Annotated in this window: 17 protein-coding genes; 14 read left to right on the forward strand and 3 right to left on the reverse strand. The window is 63.5% G+C overall.

Annotated elements, in window-relative coordinates; all coding sequences use genetic code 11:
* The first annotated feature begins 37 nt into the window (after positions 1–37).
* Entirely contained in the window at positions 38–1,792 is a 1,755-nt protein-coding gene (locus Q8K84_RS03255) for a site-specific integrase (RefSeq protein ID WP_305280731.1), read from the forward strand.
* Positions 1,793–1,958: 166 nt separating this feature from the next.
* Here Q8K84_RS03255 and Q8K84_RS17360 read toward each other — a convergent pair whose 3' ends face one another.
* Complete coding sequence (locus Q8K84_RS17360; protein WP_370867823.1) at positions 1,959–2,177, reverse strand: hypothetical protein; 219 nt, start codon at positions 2,175–2,177, stop codon at positions 1,959–1,961.
* Between the two features lie 280 nt (positions 2,178–2,457).
* Between Q8K84_RS17360 and Q8K84_RS03265 the strand changes: the two genes are divergently transcribed.
* From Q8K84_RS03265 to Q8K84_RS03295, 6 genes are all read left to right on the forward strand, one after another.
* Entirely contained in the window at positions 2,458–3,216 is a 759-nt protein-coding gene (locus Q8K84_RS03265; RefSeq protein WP_305280735.1) for a hypothetical protein, read from the forward strand.
* Positions 3,217–3,657: 441 nt separating this feature from the next.
* Positions 3,658–5,358, forward strand: a complete 1,701-nt coding sequence (locus tag Q8K84_RS03270) for a site-specific DNA-methyltransferase (RefSeq protein ID WP_305280737.1) — start codon at positions 3,658–3,660, stop codon at positions 5,356–5,358.
* Between the two features lie 439 nt (positions 5,359–5,797).
* Positions 5,798–6,424, forward strand: a complete 627-nt coding sequence (locus Q8K84_RS03275; RefSeq protein ID WP_305280740.1) for a recombinase family protein — start codon at positions 5,798–5,800, stop codon at positions 6,422–6,424.
* 231 nt (positions 6,425–6,655) lie between these two features.
* On the forward strand, positions 6,656–7,375 hold the full coding sequence (locus Q8K84_RS03280; protein ID WP_305280743.1) for a hypothetical protein: 720 nt from the start codon (positions 6,656–6,658) through the stop codon (positions 7,373–7,375).
* Positions 7,376–7,612: 237 nt separating this feature from the next.
* The gene (locus Q8K84_RS03290) at positions 7,613–8,374 is read left to right on the forward strand and encodes a hypothetical protein (protein WP_305280746.1); all 762 of its coding nucleotides are present in this window, start codon (positions 7,613–7,615) and stop codon (positions 8,372–8,374) included.
* The gene (locus Q8K84_RS03295; RefSeq protein WP_305280748.1) at positions 8,371–8,940 is read left to right on the forward strand and encodes a hypothetical protein; all 570 of its coding nucleotides are present in this window, start codon (positions 8,371–8,373) and stop codon (positions 8,938–8,940) included. Before Q8K84_RS03290 ends, Q8K84_RS03295 begins: the two co-directional genes overlap by 4 nt.
* Positions 8,941–9,140: 200 nt before the next feature.
* Here Q8K84_RS03295 and Q8K84_RS03300 read toward each other — a convergent pair whose 3' ends face one another.
* A complete protein-coding gene (locus tag Q8K84_RS03300) occupies positions 9,141–9,401 on the reverse strand; it encodes a hypothetical protein (RefSeq protein ID WP_305280750.1) in 261 nt (86 codons plus the stop codon).
* An 882-nt stretch (positions 9,402–10,283) separates the two neighbouring features.
* On the opposite strand from Q8K84_RS03300, the gene Q8K84_RS03305 reads away from it, so the two are divergent.
* Both Q8K84_RS03305 and Q8K84_RS03310 read left to right on the forward strand, forming a co-directional pair.
* Positions 10,284–10,868, forward strand: a complete 585-nt coding sequence (locus Q8K84_RS03305) for a TetR/AcrR family transcriptional regulator (RefSeq protein ID WP_305280752.1) — start codon at positions 10,284–10,286, stop codon at positions 10,866–10,868.
* The gene (locus tag Q8K84_RS03310) at positions 10,865–11,380 is read left to right on the forward strand and encodes a 6-carboxytetrahydropterin synthase (protein ID WP_305280754.1); all 516 of its coding nucleotides are present in this window, start codon (positions 10,865–10,867) and stop codon (positions 11,378–11,380) included. Before Q8K84_RS03305 ends, Q8K84_RS03310 begins: the two co-directional genes overlap by 4 nt.
* A 113-nt stretch (positions 11,381–11,493) precedes the next feature.
* Here Q8K84_RS03310 and Q8K84_RS03315 read toward each other — a convergent pair whose 3' ends face one another.
* A complete protein-coding gene (locus Q8K84_RS03315; RefSeq protein ID WP_305280757.1) occupies positions 11,494–12,093 on the reverse strand; it encodes a molybdenum cofactor guanylyltransferase in 600 nt (199 codons plus the stop codon).
* Between the two features lie 232 nt (positions 12,094–12,325).
* On the opposite strand from Q8K84_RS03315, the gene Q8K84_RS03320 reads away from it, so the two are divergent.
* The 5 genes from Q8K84_RS03320 (at position 12,326) to nirD (ending at position 18,142) form a co-directional block, all read left to right on the forward strand.
* Positions 12,326–12,907, forward strand: coding sequence for an ANTAR domain-containing response regulator (locus tag Q8K84_RS03320; protein ID WP_305280760.1), 582 nt, complete (start codon positions 12,326–12,328; stop codon positions 12,905–12,907).
* The gene (locus Q8K84_RS03325; RefSeq protein ID WP_305280763.1) at positions 12,904–13,875 is read left to right on the forward strand and encodes a CmpA/NrtA family ABC transporter substrate-binding protein; all 972 of its coding nucleotides are present in this window, start codon (positions 12,904–12,906) and stop codon (positions 13,873–13,875) included. Before Q8K84_RS03320 ends, Q8K84_RS03325 begins: the two co-directional genes overlap by 4 nt.
* Positions 13,876–14,100: 225 nt before the next feature.
* Positions 14,101–15,324: a NarK/NasA family nitrate transporter gene (locus Q8K84_RS03330; protein ID WP_305280766.1), complete on the forward strand. Its 1,224-nt coding sequence runs from the start codon at positions 14,101–14,103 to the stop codon at positions 15,322–15,324.
* Between the two features lie 17 nt (positions 15,325–15,341).
* A complete protein-coding gene (gene nirB, locus Q8K84_RS03335) occupies positions 15,342–17,798 on the forward strand; it encodes a nitrite reductase large subunit NirB (RefSeq protein WP_305280769.1) in 2,457 nt (818 codons plus the stop codon).
* Positions 17,795–18,142, forward strand: a complete 348-nt coding sequence (gene nirD / locus Q8K84_RS03340; protein WP_305280772.1) for a nitrite reductase small subunit NirD — start codon at positions 17,795–17,797, stop codon at positions 18,140–18,142. The genes nirB and nirD overlap by 4 nt, the downstream gene beginning before the upstream one ends.
* Positions 18,143–18,146: the final 4 nt, after the last annotated feature.

The raw sequence follows: 18,146 nt of genomic DNA on the forward strand, positions 1-18,146 counted from the left end.
CTTCTCAAGTCGGACTGTGACACCTTAGTGTGCCGATATGAGTGAGTTCGACGTGGCGAAATATCCTGGTTTGTATCAGCGTGGTGGCGTTTGGTGCGTTCGGAAAGTGGTCCCTGTTGACCTCCGGCACATCGAAAAGCGACGGCAAGTCAGGCTGAGCTTGAAGACCTCGGACCGCAGAGAGGCGGCCGAGAGGTATCACTTGAAGATGGCGGAGATTGCCGAGGGCTTCAAAAAGCTCCGCGCCGACCTCCGAGCACAGGGGACGATCAAGACGGCCCTCCAGACTGGTCGCCTTGAGCTCCTGGGGCGGGCTGAAGTGGAGAAGCTCGTCTTAGAATGGTGGGGCGGTCGCGAGGGCCTGCGCAAGCCGGAGGTCGATGAGTTCACTGACCCGCGTGAGCTCGTAACGTCGATCCAAGAGGAAGCAGCACATCAGGCCGAGCAGATGCGCGAGAGGGGTGACATCGCCGTTCGCATGGCCGATCAACTGCTGGTTGGGGCGGGTGTAGCTGCTTATCCGCGTCGCGTCGGGACAATGCGAACCGCTTCCCTCGATCCGGCTGTGGATCGCAATACCGAGCAGTACCGCTATCTTTGCGAACTTGTCGGCCGCGCGTTGCGGCAGGAGAGCATCTTGGCTAGCGACCATTTGCTTGCCCGGCAGGACGCCGTTCAGGACAGGCTCTTCAATCCGACCGGTGTGAGGCGTGGCGCTGCCGAGGCGCGGACTGTCAGAGACCTGATCGCAGAGTATCGCAAGGAGCGCGAGGCGTTGCGCGGCAAGGAAAGCACGGCGCGGAAGTACGGCCTCCTGTTCCGTGTGATGGAAGAGGTCTGGGGAGCGGATATGCCAGTGCAGAGCATTGGCCGTCAGCAGTGTATCGAGGTTCTGAGCTTCCTCCAGCGTCTGCCGCCCAACGCCATGAAGAGGTTTCCTCGACTGACCCTGACGCAGGCCATCGCACGCGGCGAGGCCAAGGGGCTTGGTGGTCTCGCCAGCAACACGGTGGGCTCATACATGCAGGGCCTTACGGCGATCCTCCGGTGGGCGGAGAATGGCGACTGGGGCGTGAAGGTGAACACTCGCGGCCTGGTCGCCACTCGTAAGCCTGAGGTCAAACGGCGGCACTTCAACCCCGACGAGCTACGGAAACTGTTCGCGGCGCTCGAGACCTTCAGGACGACCGACCCAGCTAAATACTGGGTGCCCGCCCTGGCGGTCTTCACTGGCGCGCGAGCGGGGGAGATTTGTCAGCTTCGGACAGAGGACATCGTCGATGTCGAGGGGGTCAAGTGTCTCCACATCTCAGAGTTCGACGCGCGGGGCGAGCGGGTTGCGGACAAGCGGCTGAAGACCGCCGCCAGCGAGCGTTTTGTCCCGCTGCACTCCGCATTGATTGATGCGGGATTTCTGACGTTCGCAGAGGGACAGGACCCCCGTGGTCGTCTCTTTCCCGACTTGAAGCGGACAACCAAGACCAACTATTCGCACGACTTCTCGAAGTGGTTCGGGCGGTTCATGGAAGGGCTTGGGATGGACGGGCGAGATTTGGTGTTTCACAGCTTCCGGCACGGCTTCCGCCAAGCCTGCCGCGACGACAAAGTGTCGGAAGAGACGTCGAGGGCACTTGGTGGCTGGGCGGCGGTCAGTCAAGCGAGCCGCTATGGTGATAGAGGTGCTGTGCCGGTCTTAGCCAGCGCCATACAGCAGCTGACCTTCTGGGGTTTCAGACTGCCCACTAGTAGCAGGCTACCACCCGCCAGAAAGCGTGCAAGACCCTCCCGCTGAGCCGTCATGTCTCGACTTCCCCAGCCTTGACCGCTGATCCATCTGAAGCGTTGGGAGATTTTGCAACGGCGTTGCAAACCTAGGTTCAAGGCTGCGGCCTAGTTCGGGGGACGGGGGGTGAGTTCGATCGAATTTGTAACCCGGTTGCAACTCATGGCCGCTGTGCTCAGCGGCCCGGTCGCTTTATCATCAAACTTACCGCCTCCTTGAGCCACGCAAGTTCCTTCGGGACCATGCGCCGTGCGGCAAGAACCAAACTTTCCACTGCCGGACCATCTGGGCTCGGCGAGGCGAACAACTCCTCCGGGGTGCAGTTCAGAGCCAGGGCTATGGCCTCGACGGTGTCGAGAAACGGTGTGCCGTCACCGCGCTCGATCGGGCGCACCCACTCATCGCTAACGCGAGCAGCCTCGGCCAGTTGAGCCCGGACATTTTCCGGTGTGCGCGCAGCGCCTTCACCGTCGCCCCGAGTGTTGCTGCCAATCGGCCCACGCGCGCCGCCCACGCGGTTCTGACGTGTGGCCTGCGGCAGGGGCGGGAACTCCCTGTTGGGCGAGACCCAACTTGTAGTTGGCTCAAGTCCAAGCCTTGGTACTTTCCAAGCCAGGTTTCACGCAAATGGGGGCATATAGGTGCCGACAAGGTTTGGATGGAAATCCTGGGCGGTGGGCGTCGCCCTTGGGCTCCTGGGAAATGTGGCGACCGCTACGGCTGAGGTTCCCCTCAATTCAGATCATCGCATCCTCGGCGGTCCTGAACTGATAGCACTGGCTCGCTCAGTCGAGAACTTCAAGCCCAAGGATGCGTTTTCGGCTGCGCCAGATCAGTCGGCGCTCGCTGGAAAGAGATTTCGCATCGATCTCCCCGTGCCCGAAGATCGGACACCCGGTTGGAGCTACGACGTAGCGCGGCAGCAGTTGGAGGTACGGGTGGAGGGCGCGGGCCTCTATTTCACGCGGGACGTGCCCCAGCCATTCGATAGTGAGGCGGGTGGTCGACTGGGCGCGTTCCATGTGTTCTGGGAGACCACAACAAAGGGCGAGGGCTACACCGGCACAAACGCCTTCGGAGGGACGGCGGACGTTCGGAGCCAGTCCGTCAGGCAGTATGGGCTGGCGGAGTTCTCCAAGGGACCTACGCTTACAGACAGGCAAGGTCTCGCCTTATCGGCCGCGATGGCACCGGGGGAAGCCCGAGCTTTGGTCCCGAACCTGCGCCTTCGGGTGGAGGGCTCGCTAAGCCCGATCAAGGGCGCTGTCGTTGCCTGCTTCAGCCACTATACTGAGGCGACGTTCAGCCTCCCCGAGGAAGAGTTCCGCAGGATGTGTCTGATCAGCACAAAGGTGGATGCGCTCAGTATCATCGACGCTCGCACGGGCGCGCTGCTCCAGCGATGGGACGCGCGTTCATTTGCCCCTCAGTAGCGGCCCTTGGCTCGAGGCCGCTGCGCGGCAACAACGGCCCTCCAGCGCCCTCAGTTGACCGCCGGGGCGGCGCTCGTTCTACAGGTGGGGAAGGGCGCGTCCGAGTTCGGGCGGCGTCCGGGGGCGGCACACGTGGCAAACTCACGCAAGCGGTTGCGGATCAAGTTCGGCCCAGAACACGCCAATGGCTGCCTAACGCCAGGAGTAGAGGTTGGTTGGCTGCCCCGCCGTGGATGATGGGTGGCCTCGGTGACGCCCATGACCGCCAACTTGTTCTTGGCCGCCAGAAACTCAATCATCAATGTTTTCAGATAGTTATAAGACCGACATTCGCCCGCGTGTGGTGCGCCTCTATAGCACTCGCTGCTGAGACTGGGAAGCGCCCTTGGCTCGGGTGACCAATCGCCATAGCGTTGCGGGGCGGTGATACGGGGAGTGGGGATGGTAAGCGCGCCCAACGCGAACAAGTTGTTCTATGGGGACAATCTCGACATCCTACGCCAGCACATTGCTGACGAATGCGTCGACCTGATCTACCTCGACCCGCCGTTCAATTCCAACGCGACATACAACGTCCTGTTCAAGTCGCCGTCCGGCGAACAGAGTGCCGCGCAAATTGAGGCGTTTGACGATACCTGGCACTGGAACTTGTCAGCCGAACGCGCCTTCGATGAAGTCGTGCAGAGTGGTAATGCTGAAGCTGCAAACATGCTGATTGCAGTACGTAGCTTTCTCGGCACAAACGACATGATGGCTTACTTAGCTATGATGTCCGTTCGCCTCATAGAACTCCATCGAGTTCTAAAGCCTGAGGGGTCCCTATATCTCCATTGCGACCCAAAGGCCAGCCACTACCTTAAAATACTGCTCGACGCGATCTTTGGCACCGCGTCCTACACCAACGAGATTGTTTGGCAACGCACCCCCGCACACAGTAGCGCTAAGAAGTTTGCCCCGATTCACGATATTATTCTGTATTATCGAAAATCTAAGAAGCATATCTGGAACGCACCCAGAGCCGGATATACTCAGGAATATCTCGATAAGTACTACAAGTTTGATGATGGTGATGGGAGGCTTTATTGGCGCGCAGACATCACTGGCGCGGGCACGCGCACCGGCGACAGCGGGAAGCCCTGGAAGGGACGAGACCCCACGCACATCAACCGTCACTGGGCTTTGCCGGAGGAAGTGATCGCTGCCCTTGCTGGGGGGGCGGAAAAGGCCAAGAAGTTGACCGTTCAAGAAAAGCTCGAACTGCTGGACAACGCAGACTTGCTTTACTGGCCGAAGGGCGACGGGATGCCCCAATACAAGCGCTACCGGGAGAACCTGAAGGGGGTAGCCGTTGGCGATATCTGGACCGACGTTCAGCGGATCAACCCTGTCGGCAGCGAGCGCCTTGGGTATCCGACACAGAAGCCGCTCGCATTGCTTGAGCGTATCCTCGAAGTCTCATCGAAGCCGGGGGATGTAGTCCTTGATCCCTTCTGTGGGTGCGGAACGACCATCCACGCGGCGCAGAAGCTAGGCCGCAAATGGCTAGGCATCGACGTTACACACCTAGCTGTCGGACTGATACAGAAGCGCCTGACCGAAGCCTTCCCCTCCGTGAAGTATGAGGTGGTCGGCGTACCCAAGGATATTGGCGCAGCGGTGGCGCTAGCGCTCGCGGATAAGCATGAGTTCCAGAAGTGGGCGCTCTCGCTAGTGGGGGCCCAGCCCTACAAGGGAGGGAAGAAGGGCGCGGACGGCGGCGTGGACGGGTACATCTTCTTCAAACTGGACGGCAAAACGACCGAGAAAGCCATCGTCTCAATTAAGGGCGGGGCCCATGTTTCCGACACGATGATCAAAGATTTGATTACGACTGTTGATCATGAGAATGCGAAGATGGGAGTATTTGTTACTCTCGCGTCCCCGACAAAACCTATGATAAAGCGGGCGGTCACAGCCGGCTTCTACAAGCCGGATAGCGCTTTCTCGAAACTTTCTGGCCAGACGTACCCGAAGATCCAGATCTTTACGATTGCAGAGCTTATGGACGGCAAGAAGCCGCACATGCCCTGGATCGATACGTCTGGGTCGAAAAAGGCTAAGGTCGAGCAGGACGAGAAGTCACAAGGAACGCTCGATCTATAGCGACCTGATAACGAGGCGCTTACGCGAGGGGCCACCTGTCCAACATACTGGAGGCGGTTACCCCATAGGGTCGCCTGCCCACGAGGGGCGGCGTCCCTTTCCCTGCTGACGGACAGCGAGCCCTAGGACTCGTGACACCCATGGGGCCACCGGCCAGCTTGCTACGGCTTACGCCGGAGCGCCCAAATGATGGCGGCGACGGAGCCGCTAAGTGCGGCCAAGCCGTTGAGGATGTCGGCGATGAAGGGGAGCATGGTTCTATCGGGGCCTGACGCAGCAATGGCGCTGCGGCAGGGGGCGGTGACCACGTGTCTAACACTTCAGCGCGATGCGGCGCACAAGTTGTGGGTTTCGCGCTATGGCTCAGAAGATACTTGCAAGGCGGTTTTGTGCCAGGTATTGAGCTAGGTAAATCGCGCCCCTAACTTATGAGCTAGACATGCGGATTGCGTACTATCGTGTTTCGACGGGAGAGCAGAGTGTCGAAACCCAACGTCATGCGATGGGCGGAGGGTTCGACAAGGAGTTCGCCGACGAGGGCGTCAGCGGCGGGATCATGGCGGCGGACAGGCCGGGGTTCGCGAAACTCCTTCAGCACGTGCGCAAGGGGGACATGGTCTGCGTCTACGCGGTCGACCGGCTGGGTCGCGACAGCATCGACGTTCAGACGACGGTGCGCGACCTGATCCGGGCGGGCGTGACCGTTGAGGTCCGTGGCCTCGGCGTCTTGGCGGGCGATGCGGGCGAGTTGATCCTGGCTGTCCTGGCCCAGGTCGCGGACATGGAGCGGCGGAAGATCAGGGAGCGAACGGCGGAGGGCCGTGCTGCGGCTCGTGCATCGCTCCAGGCCACGGGCAAGACCCACAGGGGCAAACTCAGCCTTGGGCGGCCGAAGGCCCGCGATGGTGCAGAGGTGGCCTCCTGGCGGCGCGAGAACGGCGCAAGCATTCGCCAGACGGCGGTGCGGTTCGGCTTGTCCGACGCTACCGTGAAGCGGTACTGCGCGTCGGCGGGGTTGCTTCGCCCGGAGCGTACTGTCGCAGGGGAGGCGGAGCGTCTTGGCTAGGCCCTTGCTACGCTTTATCGCCATCGGCCAACAGGCGAGGTGCGTGGATCTTGATCGATGCTCCCTGGTTCTCAGAAGTCCTAAGTAAGAGTTCAGAAGGTGGGAGCATCAGAAAACAAAGCGCCGTCGGCGCGGGACTTGGAGGCTGAGTTTGAGCGTGACTTACAGACGCTCTCGAACGACCAGCTTCGGCGGAAGTACAAGAAGGAGGCAGGGTCCCACAGAAACAGGATGGCCTACGCCAAGAAGAAGGGGTGGGAGTGGGCTCCCGAATGGAACGACTTCCGCGCCTTCCTGCGGGACATGGGACCCCTTCCTGATCCGACATTCTCGCTGGATCGCATCGACCCCAACCTGCACGCCTATGGTCCAAAGTTGGTCCGCTGGGCCGATAAGAAGACGCAGACCCGCAATCGGTCGAACACCCGCCTGATCCCTTTCCGGGGCGAGCGGCTGCCCATTCTGGAGGTGGCCGACCGGTTGGGCATGCCGTACAAAACCCTCTACTCGGCCGTGATTGGCCGGGGGGAGGCGGCGGACGATGTCGCGCAGAGACGGGCTGCTCCTGGCCCTTCAAGCTGGCACCACCCAAGGCCGGAGGTAGAGGCCCAGTTCCTGAAGGACTTCGCGGTCTGGCGGAAACGGCTAAGGCCAGGTTTCGAGGTCCTCGGCCATCCAGAGGTCTTTTACCTTCTGCATGTGTACCGCGTGCTCGAATTTACCGAGAAGGCACTGAACTTTCAGGCCAACGGTCATCCTTCAGAGGATGAGCTGAGTGCGAGCGAGGAGGGGCGGGCGTGGGTTGATGCCGACCAGCGCCGAAATGAAACCTTGAACTACCTTCAGTCGGCCCGGCCCGAATTAATGGGTTGGTTTCGGCCTGGGCCTGGACGGCTCGTTTCCGACATTGCCGCGCTCCTTGAGCGTGCTCACCGGCGCGACGGCATATGAAGAAATGGGCGGGAGTTTCAGACGCTTAAGGGCATCTCGTTCCAGACGCGTATTCGGACGCGGCGGCCACCTTCATTGCTATCTGGCGGAGAATGATTTCCGCTATAACGAGCGGGCAGCCCACGGCGTCAACGACCTGGAAAGGACGTCTCGCGCGTTATCTGGCATTGTTGGTACGCGTCGCAAATGCCGGGACTCGCTCTCGGCGGCGATCTGAAGCTAGAAGGGAGGCTAGAGGTGACACACGATCCCATCCGGCTAAGCTTCAAGATCGACGCCTTTCAGCCAGACCAAATCCCCATGGCCCGCCTAGCGGAATACATGTCCGATATCGCAATGATGATCGGAGAGAAGGCGAACGTGCACTTCGTTCGCCTGGAGGATGGCTGCACTCAAATTCTTCATGACGTCGAATACACCGCCTATCCCAAAATTGAGGCGCGGCTGGCGAGCGTCCGCGACGGGACCGCGCCTGCGGAGGCGATGAATGCGTATCGTGGACTGAACAAGAAACTCGCCATCGACAACACGTTCGCCCGGTACACCGTCGCCGCCAATGACGCGGACTTCGGACTCGATTTCCCCGGCATAGAAGCCCCAAAGCCGGTTGAGATCGCCCTCGTAGAGCAGCCTGGTTTCATCACCGGAACAGTCCAGGGGATCGGTGGGAAGACGATCAGCGAGAAGGGTGTAAGCGTCTTTGTGGACACAGGGGATACCGTGCACGCCTGCAGCGCGCCCATTGCGGTCGCGCGCGACCTCGGAGCCTTCATCTTGCGAGAGCCTCGTCGTCTGGAGGGCTTCGCAGGTTGGCAGCGGGACGAGAATGGAACCTGGACGCTGAAGCGCTTCACCATCCAAGGTCACTTTCCTCTAGAGAGGGCCACTCTCGGAGAGCTCATCGAACAATTTCGGGCGGTCCCGTCTGACCTAAGCGAGATACGCGATCCTTGGGGCGCGCTGATGGCTGATCGCAATCAGGAAGGGGGGGAGCATTGATCATCGGGGTGGATACCAGCTTCCTGCTCTACCTATTCGCGGAGCCGGGCGAGGTAGGCACCCCGTTGCAAAACGGACAACCGATCCCCTTTGCCAAAGAGAGGGTGGCCGCACTTGTCAGCGAGCTGGAAAAGCTCAAGGCAACCATCATCGTCGGAACGCCGGCAATGAGCGAGCTGATGATCCGAAGCGGCGTTCCCGCAGGTCAGCAGTGGCTGGCGATCATGAAAAAGTCGACGGTATTCAAGGTGGTCCCATTTGATGAAAAGTCGGCCGTCGAGGTTGCGATCATGGCTGGACATGCGCTGGAAGGCGAGAAGGGAACGATCGCCAATGGTGCCACTTACGCTAAGCTGAAATACGACCGCCAGATCGTAGCCATCGCCCACACGGAAGGCGCGACAGCCTTTTACAGTGATGATGACAACCAGCGAACCCACGCGGCGAGGCTCGGCATGAACGTAAAGGGACTTGCGGACTGCATCGTGCCCCCAACCGCTAGCCAATCCCCACTTCAACTTGTTGGAGGTCGCGGCGAGAAACCGGTTAAAACTGGTCAAAGCTAGCGCTTCGAGAAAGCGGCTCGAGAAGCGGAGGCGGACGAAGCTGATGCCACCTTCCAGCGGGTTTTCACGGCCGTTGTGCCGTCGAAGCGGCGACCGGCGTCGGCCACCAAGCCGGCAGAAGACAAAAACCGACTAGCTGGCCTGCGGCTCCGCTTGGGTACGCATTCCACATAATCGCCAATTCAACAGCTGAGCTTTAGCTAGGGGTCCGTCGCGGCCTCTGCGCGGTCACGAGCCTCGCGCTCGCGCTCCTTGATGCGCTCGTCGATCATTCTGTTGAGTAGCCGCCGAACCTGCGCCTCGGCCGGAAGGGACATTATCAGACCTATAGTCCCAGCAACGAGCATCGATATTCCCTGCCAGCCCGGTATGACCGGGGGCACGCCTTCGAGCACCTTGTAGGATACGTAGGCGAAAAACCCCACGACCGGCCAATAGATGATTAGCACCAGAACCCCCATGCATACTCACGCGCACTGGTGCAGACTTGGCAGAAAACCTGCTGGCTTTTCAAGAGGCGGTTTGGATGCACGGGTGACCGGATATAGTTGATCAAAATCACCCAGCTACCCAGTTACTGCTCGTCCAAGTGTGGGCTGCCGCAACGGCCAGGTGTCGCACGACATTGGCGGCGTTGCATCCGGTTGCAACTTCGGATGACGGCTTGGCCCGATCCGCATCTTGAGCTACCGATTGGACGAGAGGTGTGACACCCGGCTGCGACACCTCCTCAGTGGCGGTTCGTCTAAGGTGGCTGTATTATTTAGATAATCTGGCGCTGCGGTTGGGCTCCTGCCGGGCCCACCAGCGGGGTGTTCGCAGGGGTCGGGCTCAAACAGTCCGCAGAACCTTCGCCGCCTCATGATCCCCCAATGGGCGGCGGGCCGCCCCAGCGTGGCTTAAACCGAAAGCCTAGATTGCGACGGCGCCTATCGGCTGGGCCAGACCTGTCCTTGGTCCCCGTCACGCCGCGTCGGCGCACCGATCAAGCCCTCGATTGAGAACAAGCAATCCGCTATCGCGGCCTAGGGGTTAGGTTCTCCTGGATTGGCGCTTTGGGTGCTGTTCCCGGTCGAAAGGAGACGTCGCGCCGATTGGCTCTCCACAACTCACACTTGGCCCCCGGCGCCGCCGCGGGGCCGCCTTTCTTTCTGGGATTGGAGACGCCTGGCGGCGGCGGTTGTGACGACAGCGCCGGGATCATCGCGATGCGAGGGTTCAGATTGAAGGAGTTTTCCGTGTCCGCCACCCGTTCTCTTCCAGAGCGCGGCGACCTGCGGTTTTCCGACCTTCTAGCGGCGAGGCTTTCGCGGCCAGGGGTGCGACGCAAAGGACGCCGTCGAATGATCGCCCTGCGTATCGCCGCGGCGCGGCAGTTCGAACAGTTTGGCTATGATCAGGTTGGGGCGGCCGATATCGCGAACGCGGCCGGCCTCTCGCGGGCGGGCTTCTACGTCTATTTCCGTGACAAGGCGCACATCGCGGTCTCCGTCCTGCGTCCGTTCGTCGCCGTGGCTTTCCCGACGGGAGGGGCGCCGTCCAACACAGCCGCCACCGCCAACCTTGAACAGCTCTACGGGATGATCAACGACAACCGTCGTCTCGTTCAGTGCCTGGAGCCTCTCCGGGTCGAGGCGCCAGGCTTCGTGGGGGAGGTCGATGCGCGAATTTTGCGCTGGCATGGCGATTTGCTTGAGGGCGCCGGCCTTGACGCGCGGCTCGCGGGCCTGCTGTCGGCGATGAGCATTGGTCTGGCTTGGCGGCCCCCTGCCGAGCAAGACTGGGGCGTCGGAGGGGTCACTGAGCTTCTCTCCCCCTTGATGTCCAGGAAGGGAGAAGGCCTGCGCCGGGGACTCTGTCCCCCGGCCTATCTCGACCCAGGGCAGGCCGACGTCAGTTGGCGGGGCCAGCTTTCGGCCCGGTCGTGACCTGGATCGCCACGAAAACCTATGGCGCTGAACGCGGCCTGTCCTGCGCCCTCCGACAGTGGTCGGCCGAAAGCCACTGTGCTCTGATCCACGGCTACTCCCTGGGCTTTCGCTTCACCTTCGCCGCCGAGCAGCTCGATCGCCGGGGGTGGGTGGTGGATTTCGGGACCGGCGGCTTTGGGCCGATCCGGGCATGGTTGCACGAGGTCTTTGATCACGCCTTGCTGGTGGCCGAGGATGATCCAGCCCTGCACGATCTATTGCGTCTTCCAGAGCTCGGTCTTGCCCGCGTCCAAGTCGTTCCGGGGACCAGTTGCGAGTTGCTGGCGCAGTTTGTGTGGCGCACGGCGGACGCGCTGATCTCCAGCGCCACAGGGGGCCGATGCTGGGTCGCCGAAGTGGAGTGCATGGAGCATGGCGCCAACAGTGCGACCTACCGCCATCCTGACAGCGTGTTGAAGGGACTGCGCACTGAAGTCCTAACCCAGTTGCTGGCCGAGCCGGCCAAATGAGCACTGCAGGCTAATCAGGATTGTGGTCTGTTTCGCATCGTTCAATAACGGGGCTCGCGTCCATGTTCCTGCAGAGGGACGTGGAGCACACTAGCGACGTTGTGCTGTTGGGCTCAATCGGTGATCGGAGGGGTCGTCGATTTGAGCTGGTCGCGCGTGTTTATATTCAAAAACCAATCCATGTCGGGCTCGCTCCATTCCACAGTCGCGGCGTTTAACTCAGATAGCGCGCCGTGAAGTGAGCGGCGCCCCGTGTGTGCGTAGCGCTGTACGGGGCCTAGCGCTTCTACGCGCCAGAGGGCGCAGGCGGGGTGGTCGTGCGCACCATCGCTCGCCCGGGCGGCCAAGGCGTCTGGGCTCTGCTCCAGCGCCGCCGCAAGCCTTGTGTACAGATCATCAGGGAGGCGCGGGGTATCGCATGGAATGGTCAGGACCTGCGCCACGCCCATTCGGGCGCCATGGGTCAGAGCGCTGAGGACCCCCGCGAGCGGACCCTCGATACCAGGCGGATCAAAGAGCAGCTCCGCGGGCCCAAGGCCCTCCGCCTGCGCAGGGTCGCGGACCGCCAGCGCCACATGATCGGCGAAGCCGGCGGCAAGCGACAGCGCCAGGGCCCCGAGCGACCGATCCCCAAACAGCCGCTGGGGCTTGCGTCCCCCGATCCGCTGGCCAGCCCCCCCGGCCAACACGACACAAAGTCTTTCTGAGCCCATCGGCGTCTCCTCTGAATTGCGCCGCAGCTAGTGAACGCGCCGATAGCTCCCAGCCCGAGGTTCGACAGGTTTGGCGGGCCCGTCCAGAGGTCTCGCCACCGCGCTGCGCGGGGATAAAGGCGCCTCCCAATTGGGCGGGCCATGCCCAAATCTTGAGCCGTTGGTGGTGTTGGCGCCACTTGGTCGCGCAAACCGTCTTCGCTCGCCTTCCGGGTCGCCTAGGCAATCATCCATGCGCGTCCTCATCATTGATCCGGACCCGGCCCGCGCCGCCCTGGTGGCCGAGGGTCTCATCGGGATCGATCCTCTGGAGGTTCGGATCGCCGCCCTGTTCCACGAGGGTGAGGCCGCCGCCTTTCAACCCGATGTGGTGGTGGTCGCTTCGGAAAGTCCAGACCGCGACACCTTGGAGAGCCTGCGCGAGGCCAGTGCGGTCAATCCCCGCCCGGTGGTGATGTTCGTCGATCGGTCTGAGCCGGGTCTTGCAGAGGAGGCGGTGCGCGCCGGCGTGGCCGCCTATGTTGTTGACGGCCTCTCAGCGGCTCGGGTGCGCCCGGTGCTGGAGGTGGCGATGAGCCGCTTTCACCTGATGCATCAGTTGCGCGCGGACCTGGCCAAGGCCAAGGCCGACCTGGCGTCGCGCAAGACGGTGGAGCGGGCCAAGGCCCTGCTGATGAAGGAGCGCGACCTGGACGAGGAAGCCGCCTATCGGCTGCTGCGCAAACTCTCCATGGACACCGGCCGACCGCTGGGGGCTGTGGCCGCCGATCTGCTGGCCTTCGCCGGCGTGCTGAAGGGCGGAGATTCCGCATGAGCCCATCTGGCCCCCTGCAACTGGGTTTCATTCCCCTGGTGGACGCCGCGCCTCTGATCGTGGCGCAGGAGAAGGGGTATTTCGCCGCCGAGGGTCTTTCGGTCAGTCTCAGCCGCGAAGGCTCCTGGGCCACCGTGCGCGACAAGGTGGCGGCTGGCGCCCTGGACGGCGCTCACATGCTGGCCCCCATGGTGCTGGCCTCGAGCCTGGGAATTGGCAGTGAGACCAAGGCGATGATCGCCCCCATCGCCCTCAACCAGGGGGGGGCGGCGGTGACCCTGTCCACTCGTCTCGCCGGGGAGGGCGAGGCCGGGGCGCGTCTCACCCACCTGGTTCGCCGACGCCAGGAGGAGGGGGCCAGTCCCTTGACCTTGGCGGCGGTCTATCCCTTTTCACTCCACAACTACCTGCTGCGCCATTGGCTGGCGGGCCTCGGCTTGAACCCTGATGTCGATGTCCGCCTGACCGTCGTTCCGCCGCCGCGCACGGCCGACTTGCTGGGCGAAGGCGTGATCGAGGGCTTCTGCGCCGGCGCGCCCTGGAACGCCGTGGCCGAGGCGGCGGGTGTTGGCCAGACGGTTGTCCGTGTGAGCGAGGTCTGGCCCGAGGCGCCCGACAAGGTGCTGGGGGTCACGGAATTCTGGGCCGCGGCCAATCCGGCCATCCTGCAGTCCCTGATCCGCGCCCTGGCGGGGGCGGGAGTCTGGGCCGCCGATCCGCGCAATCAGCGCGAGTTGGTGGCGCTCCTCGCCCGCCAGGAATTCCTCGACGCTGGGCCGGAGGCGATCACCGCAGGCTTGGCCGAGATCGCGTTCGCCGGGGCCGGCGTCAATCTCCCCCGCCCCGAGCAGGCGGTCTGGCTGCTGGAGCAGATGGCCCGTTGGGGCCAGATCGGCGAGGTGGCCATCGACAGGGTGGCCGAACGCACCTGGCGGCCGGACCTCTATCTGGCCGCTCAGGGCGACTGATCGCCCAACACTTCGACAACCTTTGTTCGCAGGCGCCATATTTTCGCGCGATGCGGACCTTCTGAACCGACGACGGCATCCCAGGCGTGACGGGGCCGGCAAGCTCGCCCCTCATGGGGTCAGGCCCAGGACAACGGCGTTCGCGGCTTCTTCGGAACAGGCTCGATGACGAGCCGCCTCCGCACGGCGACGCCGCCATTCATGTCCTCTTGAACGGGTCTTCCCATGATCAGCCGATCCTTCCTCAAGGCGGGGCACGCCCCGACTCTGTTCTCGGCCTTCCTGTATTTCGATCTCAGCTTCATGGTCTGGGTGCTGCTGGGCCCGCTGGGCGTCGCCATCGCCGAGAGTTTCGACCTCGACGCCGCGCAGAAGGGTTTCATGGTCGCCGTTCCGGTGCTCGCCGGGGCGCTGCTGCGGGTGGTCGCCGGGGTGCTGGTGGACCATATCGGCCCGAAGAAGACCGGGATCATCGGCCAACTCATCGTCATGGGCGGCCTCGGGGTCGCCTGGCTTCTGGGGCTGCACAACTACAGCCATGTGCTGATGGTCGGCGTCCTTCTGGGGGTGGCGGGCGCCTCCTTCGCGGTCGCCCTGCCTCTGGCGTCGCGCTGGTATCCCCCTGAACACCAGGGCCTGGCCCTGGGTATCGCGGGCGCCGGCAATTCCGGCACGGCGCTGGCGGCCCTATTCGCGCCCTTCCTGGCCGACCAGTTCGGCTGGATGAACGTTCTGGGCCTGGCCACCATACCGCTGGCCATCGCCTTCACCGTCTATGTGATCTTCGCCAAGGATGCGCCTGAGCAGCCTCCGCCCAAGTCGCTGACCGAATACATGGCGGTCCTGAAGACGCCCGACGCCTGGTGGCTGATGCTGCTCTACAGCGTGACCTTCGGCGGCTTCGTTGGCCTGGCGTCTTCGCTCACCATCTATTTCAATAGCGAGTACGGGCTGACCCCGGTTATCGCTGGCTTCTTCACGGCCGCCTGCGTGTTCGCCGGCTCCTTCGCCCGGCCTGTGGGCGGCGGGCTGGCCGACCATTTCGGCGGCGTGCGGACCCTCACCGTGGTCTATCTGCTGGCCGCTCTCGGTCTGGCTGTCGCCAGCTTCCACATGGCCAACCCCTATGTGGCCCTGGGCGTGATCATGTTCGCCATGACGGCCCTGGGCGCCGGCAATGGCGCTGTCTTCCAACTCGCCCCGCAGCGGTTCCGCAATGAAATCGGCGTGGTCACCGGTCTGGTGGGCATGACCGGCGGGGTCGGCGGCTTCTATCTCGCCGCCAGCCTTGGCTGGGCCAAGCAGACCACCGGATCCTATCAGGCCGGTCTGCTGGGTTTTGCGCTGATGGCGCTGATGGCCTGCGTCGCCCTCAACCTGGTCAAGGGCCAGTGGCGCCGGACCTGGCATGAGCTGGCCGGTCCCTCATCCGTCCCGATCCGTCTCTAGTTCGACAGGAGATCCCCATGACCAAGCAACGTCTTGTCGTCATCGGCAACGGCATGGCCGGCTGCCGCGCGGTGGAGGAAGTGCTCAAGCGCGATCCCGACCGCTACGAGATCACCATCTTCGGGACCGAGCCCCGGGTGAACTATGACCGCATCATGCTGTCGCCCGTGCTGGCTGGAGAGAAGGCCTTCGCCGACATCGTCCTCAATGACGAGGCCTGGTACCGCGACCACGCCATCACCCTGCACACAGGCTGCGCGGTCGCCGAGATCGACCGTGAGGCCTGGCTGGTGCGGGCGAGTAACGGGACGCAGGCGGCCTATGACCGGCTGATCCTGGCCACGGGCTCCGATCCGGTGCGGCTGCCGCTGCCTGGCGCGGACCTGGCCGGGGTCGTCACCTTCCGCGACCTGGACGATGTGGAGGCCATGGTCGCCGCCGCAGACGCCGGCGGCGAGGCGGTGGTGATCGGTGGCGGCCTGCTGGGGCTGGAGGCCGCCTATGGCTTGGCCAGGCGGGGCATGCGGGCCACGGTCGTCCATCTGATGGACGTGCTGATGGAACGTCAGCTCGACGAGTCGGCGGGCTTCCTGCTGCGCAGCGCCCTGACCGATCGGGGTGTGGAGACCGTGCTGGGGGCTCAGTCCGAGGCGATTCTGGGTGAGAACGGCAAGGTCACCGGCCTGCAGCTCAAGGATGGCCGCATCATTCCCTGCAGCCTTCTGGTCATGGCGGTGGGCATTCGCCCCAACACCTCGCTCGCGGCGAACTGCGGCCTGAACGTCGGGCGCGGCGTGGTGGTGGACGACCAGATGCGCACCTCCGACCCGGCCGTCTTCGCCATTGGCGAGTGCGCCGAACATCGGGGGGTCGCCTACGGCCTGGTCGCGCCGATCTGGGAGATGTGCCGCACCCTGGCCGATGTGCTGACGGGCGTGGACGACTGCGCCTATGGCGGCTCGGTCCTGCAGACCCGGCTGAAAGTCTCCGGCGTCGATGTCTTTTCTGCGGGCCGCTTCTCGGGCGGGGAGGGTTGCGAAGACGTGGTGTTCCGCGACGCCGGCCGAGGCGTCTACAAGCGCGTGGTCCTGGAACAGGGGCGGGTGGCCGGCGCGGTGCTGTTCGGCGATGTCATCGACGGCGGCTGGTACTTCGACCTGATGAAGTCGCAGACCGATGTCAGCGACCTGCGTGAAACCCTCATCTTCGGTCAGGCGGTGACGGAGGCGCTCCGCGGCGTGGACCCTAAGAGCGCCGTTGCGGCCATGGCGGACTACCAGGAGATCTGCGGCTGCAATGGCGTGTGCAAGGGCGCCATCACCACCGCCATCGCTGACCTCGGCCTCGCAACGCTCGAGGATGTCCGCGCCCACACGAAGGCCTCGGCCTCCTGCGGTTCCTGCACGCCGCTGGTGGAGAAGCTGCTGGCGGTCACCCTGGGCGACGCCTTCCAGGTCCAGACCGGGCCCAAGCCCGTCTGCGGCTGCACCCATCACGGCCACGAGGTGGTGCGCAAACGCATCGTCTCGGAGGGCCTGAAGTCGATCCCGGCGGTCATGCAGGCGCTGGAATGGGCGACCCCGGAAGGCTGCGCCAGCTGCCGGCCAGCGCTGAACTATTATCTGATCTGCGCCTGGCCCGGCGACTATCAGGACGACAAGCAGTCGCGTTTCGTCAATGAGCGGGTCCACGCCAATATCCAGAAGGATGGCACCTATTCCGTAGTGCCGCGGATGTGGGGCGGCATGACCTCCCCCCAGGAATTGCGGGCCATCGCCGATGCGGCGGACAAGTTCGCCATCCCCGCGGTCAAGGTCACCGGCGGCCAGCGGATCGACCTGCTCGGCGTCAAGAAGGACGACCTTCCGGCGGTCTGGGCCGATCTGAACGCCGCGGGCATGGTTTCAGGCCACGCCTACGCCAAGGGCCTTCGGACGGTGAAGACCTGCGTCGGGACCGACTGGTGCCGGTTCGGAACTCAGGACTCCACGGGTCTGGGCGTGCGGCTGGAAAAGCTGATGTGGGGCTCCTGGGCGCCGGCCAAGGTCAAGCTGGCGGTGTCGGGCTGTCCCCGCAACTGCGCCGAAGCGACCTGCAAGGACATCGGTGTGGTCTGCGTGGACTCAGGGTTCGAAATCCATATCGGCGGCGCGGCGGGGCTCCACATCCAGGGAACCCAGCTGTTGACCAAGGTCGCCAGCGAGGACGAAGCCGTCTGGACCATCTGCGCCATCACCCAGCTCTATCGCGAGGAGGGTTGGTACCTGGAGCGCATCTACAAGTGGATGGCGAGGGTCGGCCTGGAGACGATCCGCGCCCAGGTCGAGGACCTGGAGACCCGCAAGGCGCTGTACGACCGCTTCGCCTATTCGCAGCGCTTTTCCCGCACTGACCCCTGGGCCGAGCGGGTCGCGGGTCGGCATGCCGATGAGTTCAATCCCTTAAGCCGCCGCCTGGAGTTCGAACCCGCATGAACGCCCTGGTCAAGGACCCCCAGATCACCTGGATCGATGTTGGCGCCGACACTGACATCCCCCGCCGCGGCGCCCGTCGCCTGAAGGGACCGCAGGGGGAGATCGCCATTTTCCGCACCGGCGACGGTCAGGTTTTCGCCTTGCTGGACGCATGTCCCCACAAGGGGGGGCCGCTCAGCCAGGGCATCGTCCATGGGGCCTCGGTGACCTGTCCCCTGCACGGGCGGGTGATCGACCTGGCCACGGGCGAGTCGATGGGCGCGGACGCCGGCAAGGGCTGCGCGCCGGTCGTGCCGCTGGAGGTGCGAGAGGGGCGGCTGTTCATCGGCCTGGTCCGGACCTGAGGCG

It is taken from the genome of Phenylobacterium sp. (assembly GCF_030679875.1).
Lineage (GTDB): Bacteria > Pseudomonadota > Alphaproteobacteria > Caulobacterales > Caulobacteraceae > Phenylobacterium.